5 protein-coding genes and 1 pseudogene are annotated in these 6,320 nt (G+C 62.1%); 1 reads left to right on the top strand and 5 read right to left on the bottom strand.

Going from position 1 to position 6,320, the window contains the following annotated elements; all coding sequences use genetic code 11:
- Nucleotides 1–231: 231 nt before the first annotated feature.
- The 4 genes from VNX23_RS05505 to VNX23_RS05490 all read right to left on the bottom strand — a co-directional run bounded on the left by VNX23_RS05505 (nucleotide 232) and on the right by VNX23_RS05490 (nucleotide 5,157).
- Complete coding sequence (locus tag VNX23_RS05505; protein ID WP_325628174.1) at nucleotides 232–639, bottom strand: nuclear transport factor 2 family protein; 408 nt, start codon at nucleotides 637–639, stop codon at nucleotides 232–234.
- 16 nt (nucleotides 640–655) lie between these two features.
- A complete protein-coding gene (locus VNX23_RS05500) occupies nucleotides 656–2,833 on the bottom strand; it encodes a xanthine dehydrogenase family protein molybdopterin-binding subunit (protein ID WP_325628173.1) in 2,178 nt (725 codons plus the stop codon).
- Nucleotides 2,834–2,846: 13 nt separating this feature from the next.
- The gene (locus VNX23_RS05495) at nucleotides 2,847–3,305 is read right to left on the bottom strand and encodes a (2Fe-2S)-binding protein (RefSeq protein ID WP_325628172.1); all 459 of its coding nucleotides are present in this window, start codon (nucleotides 3,303–3,305) and stop codon (nucleotides 2,847–2,849) included.
- A gap of 349 nt (nucleotides 3,306–3,654) precedes the next feature.
- The gene (locus VNX23_RS05490) at nucleotides 3,655–5,157 is read right to left on the bottom strand and encodes an MATE family efflux transporter (protein ID WP_325628171.1); all 1,503 of its coding nucleotides are present in this window, start codon (nucleotides 5,155–5,157) and stop codon (nucleotides 3,655–3,657) included.
- A 102-nt stretch (nucleotides 5,158–5,259) separates the two neighbouring features.
- Here VNX23_RS05490 and gcvA point away from each other — a divergent pair, with 102 nt between their 5' ends.
- Nucleotides 5,260–6,138, top strand: a complete 879-nt coding sequence (gcvA, locus tag VNX23_RS05485; RefSeq protein WP_325628170.1) for a transcriptional regulator GcvA — start codon at nucleotides 5,260–5,262, stop codon at nucleotides 6,136–6,138.
- Here the strand turns inward: gcvA and VNX23_RS05480 are convergent.
- Nucleotides 6,135–6,320 (bottom strand): annotated as a pseudogene (locus VNX23_RS05480) (LysR family transcriptional regulator); the annotation flags it as partial. The gene gcvA and the pseudogene VNX23_RS05480 sit on opposite strands and share 4 nt — an antisense overlap.

Here is a 6,320-nt window from a genome sequence, read left to right as displayed (position 1 = left end):
CGGGAGTGAAAACGGCAGTGAGATTTCTTTTTCTCCGAGGTGTCGCTGGTTATGGAGACTTGCTTCGAGTTCGACATGCGCAAGCGCGCTGCTCGTCCCTTGCTATGAAAGAGAGCGCCGCCAATCGACACATCGATCGTGATGCTGACCGCCCTATTCCACCGATCGATAACCATGCGCTTTGATCGCCTTGTCCAAGGGTCGGTTCATGATGCGCCTTTCGTCCAGCAGTCAATCCGGAAATCTTGTCCCGAACATTGGCAGCCCGCTCTTCGACTCCATCGCTGAGGCTTCCTGCTGCCAAACGTCCCAATGCTCCGCCAGAACACCGTCAGAGAGCCTTACGATGTCGATTGTGATGAGGGCGCGCGGCTGACCGTTTCCGCTGAAGCGGCTCTGGAGAAAGACGAGGTCTCCCTCGGCCGCCGCCAGGCCGCTTTCGTGGCGATGCCCGGCAGGCAAAGCCTTGACCAGATCGAAGAGCCCCTCGCGACCAGGCGGGATGTGAGCACTGTGCTGGACGTAGTTGGGCGACCAGTAAGCCTCGGCAGCTTTGTAGTCGCGCTTGTTGAACAGGGTGTCGAAAGCCTCGATCACGAACGCTTTCTTCTCTGCCGCCGAATTCAATTTCCTTGGCATGTGATGTTCCTTTTGCTCACGCCGGCTGCTTCAGCACGTTTGTATCCACCGGCATCCTGCGCAGGCGCTTTCCCGTTGCCGCAAAGATCGCGTTGGCGATGGCGGGGACGACACCAGAGGTCCCGGTCTCGCCCATCCCGCCTGGCGGCTCCGCGCTTTTGACGACGTGAACCTCGATCGCTGGCGCGTCGTTCATGCGCAGCATCTGGTAGGTGTCGAAGTTGGTCTGTTCGACACGACCATTTTTGAGCGTGATCTCGCCATAGAGCGCGGCGGTAGTGCCGTAGATAACTCCGCTCATGAGCTGGGCCTGCACCGTATCGGGATTGACGACGGTCCCGCAATCCATCGCACAGACCACGCGGCGAACCCGCACAGAGCCGTCCTTGGCAACCTCGACCTCGGCGACCTGCGCGAGATAGCTGCCGAACACGAACTGCAGCGAGACACCGCGGCCGCTTCCCTTCGGCAGCGGCTGTCCCCAGCCGGCCTTCTCCGCGGCAAGATCGAGCACCGCTTTCGCGCGCGGCGACTTGCCGAGCAGCGCACGCCGGAACGCGACCGGATCCCGTTTCGCGGCGGCCGCCATCTCGTCGACAAAGCTCTCGACCACGAAGACGTTGTGTGAAGGGCCGACGCTGCGCCAGAACCCGGTCGAAATGCCCTTGGGCTCGACGCGCGCATATTCGACGTGGAAGTTCGGGAAGTCGTAGACCAGGTCGATCGCGCCTTCCGTCGAGTCCGGATCAAGGCCGTCCTTGAAGCCTGGCGGCAGCCACCGCGAAATCACCGAGGAGCCGGCGTAACGGTTTTTCCAGGCGACTGGGTTGCCCTGCTCGTCGAGCCCCGCCGAGATGCGGTCGAACCAGTAGGGCCGATACAGATCGTGCTGGATGTCTTCCTCACGCGTCCACACGACCTTCACGGGGCCATCGACCTGCTTGGCGATTTCGACGGCGCGGACTGCAACGTCAGCCTCGAGCCTGCGGCCAAAACCGCCGCCGATCAGATGATTGTGGACGATGACTTTTTCCGGCGGAAGGCCCGCGACCTTCGCTGCAAAAGCCTGCACGCGGGCGATCGCCTGAGTGCCAAGCCAGATTTCGCATTCGTCATTGCGGACATGCACGGTGCAATTCATCGGCTCCATTGTGGCGTGGGCCAGGAACGGAACCTGATAGATCGCCTCGAGCTTGGTGGCAGCGGTCGCCATTGCCTTGTCGGCGTCGCCGATATTCTGCGCCACCGCACCGGAGCCGAGCGTTGCCTGCTCGAGTGCTTTCGCGATGTCTGCCGTCGCAACCGTGGCGTTCGGACCACCGTCCCATTCGATCTTCAGCGCCTCCAGGCCCTTCTTCGCAGCTCCCATGTGATCGGCCACGACCGCAACCGCGTCGTCGAGCCGCACGATCTGGCGCACGCCCTTCACCGCCTTCGCCTGAGTGTCGTCGAGGCTCTTCACGCGTCCGCCAGCCACTGGCGATTGCGCCAGTGTCGCGATTTTGACGCCGGGAGGTCGCGCGTCGATGCCGTAGGCGGCGGTCCCGTTGACCTTCCCCGCGATGTCGAGCCGCTTGGCCGGCGTGCCGATCAGCTTGAACTCGGCCGGCGATTTCAGCGCAAAATTTTGGGGTGGCGGCATCTCGGCCGCGTCAACAGCGAGCTCGCCATATTTAAGCTTTCGTCCGGTCGCCTGATGGATGACCTCGCCGTCCTGTGTGCGGCAGGTCTTTGCATCGACGCGCCAGCGCTTGGCCGCGGCCTCGACCAGCATGATGCGCGCGGTCGCGCCTGCCTGGCGCAACGGCTTCCACGCGCCGCGTATCGCGTTCGAATTGCCGGTCGCCTGCACGCCAAGCAACGGATTACGGTAGAGTTTTTCGTTCGGCGGCGCGTGCTCAAGCTTCACCTGCTTCAGGTTCACATCGAGCTCTTCGGCGATCAGCATCGGGATCGAGGTGTAGGTGCCCTGCCCCATTTCGACGTAGGGCATAGTGAGGACGATCTGGCCGTCACTGCCGATGCGGATGAAAGCGTTCGGCGCGAAGGCTTCGGATGTCGCGGCCTCGCTTCGACCGAGAGGCAGGCTGAGACTCAGCACGAGACCGCCGCCGGCGGCTGCGCTTGTGGTCAGAAAGTTGCGTCGGGACAGGTTGGTGTCGGACGCACGTTCGATAATGCGATCGAGGATCATGACTGGCCTCCTCTCACTTCGTCTGCGCGGCGAGCTTGATCGCCTCGCGGATGCGCCCATAGGTTCCGCAGCGGCAAATGTTACCGCTCATGGCGTCATCGATATCGGAGTCGCTCGGGTGAGCGTTGCTGGCGAGCAGCGCCGAAGCCGACATGATCTGCCCTGACTGGCAGTAGCCGCACTGCGGAACTTCGCGGTCGAGCCAAGCCTTCTGGATTTTGGCGCCGGCCGGCGTTGTACCGATTGCCTCGATCGTGGTGACCTTAGAGTCGCCGACGTTGTCGATGGTCGTGATGCATGAACGGGTGGCGTTGCCGTCGATATGCACGGTGCACGCGCCGCACAGCGCCATACCACAGCCAAATTTCGTGCCGGTCATGCCGAGCACGTCTCGCAGCACCCAAAGCAGCGGCGTATCACCGTCGACATCGACGCTGCGCGGACTTCCATTGATACTGACGGTAAAGGCCATGTGCCCTCTCCTTCCTGCTGTCACCCCCACGCGATGTGACGATCGCGCGGTGTGCCCAGTCTAACCAAGAAATGTCGTTCATCATTTCAAATCAAATTGAAGGCAGCCTGGGGCCCAATTCATGGCGGCAACGAAGACAGTCGCCGTAAATTTCCACTCTTCAGGCAGCCATACGTTGGGCGCACCTCGCCTTCGGACCCTGTTGAGCAGGTTGCTTTTGCTGCCTTGCAAAGCTGCGGCCTCCCAGCTTTGCTGTCCGGAACAACGCGTTTGCCTTGTTCCCTCAGAACTCGCCGTAATTTTCGCCGGGGCTTAGGCCCAGTTGGATACGAATAACAATGCAAATGGATCATTCAAAGCCAGCGCGCCGGATCAAGGGCGGCAACGCAAACAGACCGAACGCAGCCATTCCGAGCGCCACGGCCACGAAGTTCCAAACGACGTCGGCTTTTAGCCAAACCACCACAAGACCGCCGAGCACGGCGATGGCGGCCCTGAGCAGCGCGGCAAAAACAGAGGCTCCCATCCGTCCGGTCGCCTGCCCGACGCAATAAAGGACGTAGCCGAGCCCGAAGAATCCGAAGAACGGACCGACGCGATGCAGATATTCCGCGCCGATCTGCAGCACGGACGCATCCTGGCTGAACAATCCTATCCAGGCTTGCGGAAAGGCGGCCGCAGCGAGGCCAATCAATTCGGTCAGGCTGCCCGCCATCAGCACGCCGACCCACGACGCCTTTACAGCACGCTCGATCTGTCCAGCGCCGAGATTTGCGCTGATCACGATTCCAACCGGACCGCCGGCGCCATAGGCGAGCGGCACAAGAAGGAACTCGAGCCGCGAGCCCGCGCCATAACCGGCCAGAGCCTCGACGCCGCCCATTCCGACATAAGCGGTGACGATGGCAAGCGTCAGATTCGTGCTCGCCGAGACGACCGCTGACATACCGCCGACGCGAAGCACGGCGAGCACCGGTGCAAGCGAAAGCTTTGGCAGACGGAATGACGGCTTGAGCACGCCGAACCTGCCCCAAAGCCAGGCTGCGTAGGCAATCGTACCGATCGAGTAGTAGATGAGCATCGCCACCGCGCCGCCGGAAGGGCCGAGCCCTCGATATCCGAAGGCCCCGAAGATCAGCACCGGCGATAGCGGGACGAGGATCAAGGCCCCGCCACACACGACGATGAGCGGAACCTGCAGGTTGCCGGTACCGCGAACCACCGCCATCAGGAGATTAAACAGCCAGATCGGGATGGCGCCTGCGAAGATGATCGACGAATAAGCGACCGCAATCGCAAGCGCATTTCCCGAGACGCCCATATTGCCATAGAGGCCAGGCCCGAGGAGTAGCATCGCGACCGTCGTCGCAAGGCCAAGCGGAAGAGCGAGCGCAACGGCGTACCATGCGTAGTCGCCCGCGGTGTCGATGCGGCCGGTCCCAAGTGCGCGCGCGACCGCCGTGACGAAGCCGCCGCCCAGCGCGCCTTGCGCGATCGCAACCACCAGCGATACCAGCGGGAAGACCGGTGCGACGCCGGCGAGCGCATCCACGCCGGTTTGCGCCACGAAATAGACCTCGAGTAATCCGATCAGGATCTGCACCAGCATGACGGTGGCGTTGGGCGCCGCAAGCCGCAGGATCGTGGACGCGATCGGCTGCTCCAGTAGCATGAGCGTGCGGACGTCGGCCGCGGCAGGTCGAATACCGCGCAGCCTGTTCGCTTCATGGTTCGGGCGGCGTTCGGTGGCCGGAGCAGCGGAAAACCCTGCACGAGCTTGGCGCGGGTCGTGGCGCAAATCTACTCGCGAAGGCGCGCTCGTCTGCTGCGACAAAAATCCGGAATCTTGCATGGGAGGTGCTCCGTCTCGGAGCCCAATCAACTAAACCCGACGAGGCTGCGGAGCGAACGATATGATTTGACAAGGGTTGTTAGCATTTCTAACAATCCACAGATGACGCGTTTACCGCCGCTGGAAACCTTGCGGGTGTTCGAGGTGGCTTGCCGCCACTGCAGCTACTCCGAGGCGGCGCGCGAGCTGCACGTGACACACAGCGCCGTGAGCCAGCGCATCAGGCAGCTTGAAGAAGAGCTGGGCCTCACGCTGTTCGAGCGGCAGGGCAACCGGATGGTGCCCACTTCAAGCGGACTGAGACTGCAGGCAGGCGTCAAAGGCGCCTTCTCCGAATTGAATGCAGCGCTCGGCAGCATCAAGACTCGTCGGACCGAAGCAGAAATCACCGTAAGCCTGCTGCCGGTCATGGCGGCCCGCTGGCTGGTTCCGCGCCTTCCCCGTTTCAGGTCTCTGTTTCCGCACATCAATCTGCACATCAAGACCGGTCAGTCGCTGGCCAATTTCAAATCAGACGGCGTCGACATCGCGATCCGGTTCGGCACGGGTGATTGGAAGGGCCTGCGGTCCATCAAGCTTCTCGATGAAGAGCTTTTTCCGGTATGCAGCCCCAGCCTCAATGACGGGCGATTGCCGAAGGACCCCGCATCGATGTTATCGGAGCCGCTGCTGATCGACCGTAACGTGTCGTGGCGCGCCTGGTTCAGGTCTGCCGGTGTGACGCTAGATCGCGATATCGCGGGGACCTCCTTCACCGATACGAACGCGCTGATGGAAGCCGCCGTGGCAGGACAGGGGATTGCGCTCGGGCGCCTCTCGTTCACGAGATCGGATATTCTGGCGGGAAAGCTGGTTCGCCTGTCTGATCACAGCTTGCGCCTTTCTCACCGCCACTATGCGGTTTACCCGATCTCTTCGGAGTCCAACCCGGCGCTGGTGGCCTTCCGGGACTGGCTGATCGAAGAGGTCCGACGCACTTAGGAAGCCCCGGCAAGCTTGCTTAACCTGAAAAGCAGCAGCTTCAGGATCGGCGACTTGTTCGCCTTGTGGTAGGCGAGAACCAGGTCGAGCGTCGGCACTTCTCCCTGCACCGGACGCGTGGTTATCGATTCGGGCAGATACCCCTTCGTGTAAGCCGGCAACAGCATGACCGCGCGCGTCGA

Origin of the sequence: Bradyrhizobium sp. (assembly GCF_035570375.1) — a bacterium.
GTDB lineage: Bacteria > Pseudomonadota > Alphaproteobacteria > Rhizobiales > Xanthobacteraceae > Bradyrhizobium.
Note: the sequence above shows the minus strand (reverse complement) of the source record. Positions and strands in the feature narration are given on the sequence as shown.

Coding starts and splice junctions, on each gene's coding strand:
- VNX23_RS05500 (WP_325628173.1), bottom strand. CDS start 2,833: ATGATCCTCGATCGCATTATCGAACGTGCGTCCGACACCAACCTGTCC.
- VNX23_RS05505 (WP_325628174.1), bottom strand. CDS start 639: ATGCCAAGGAAATTGAATTCGGCGGCAGAGAAGAAAGCGTTCGTGATC.
- VNX23_RS05490 (WP_325628171.1), bottom strand. CDS start 5,157: ATGCAAGATTCCGGATTTTTGTCGCAGCAGACGAGCGCGCCTTCGCGA.
- gcvA (WP_325628170.1), top strand. CDS start 5,260: ATGACGCGTTTACCGCCGCTGGAAACCTTGCGGGTGTTCGAGGTGGCT.
- VNX23_RS05495 (WP_325628172.1), bottom strand. CDS start 3,305: ATGGCCTTTACCGTCAGTATCAATGGAAGTCCGCGCAGCGTCGATGTC.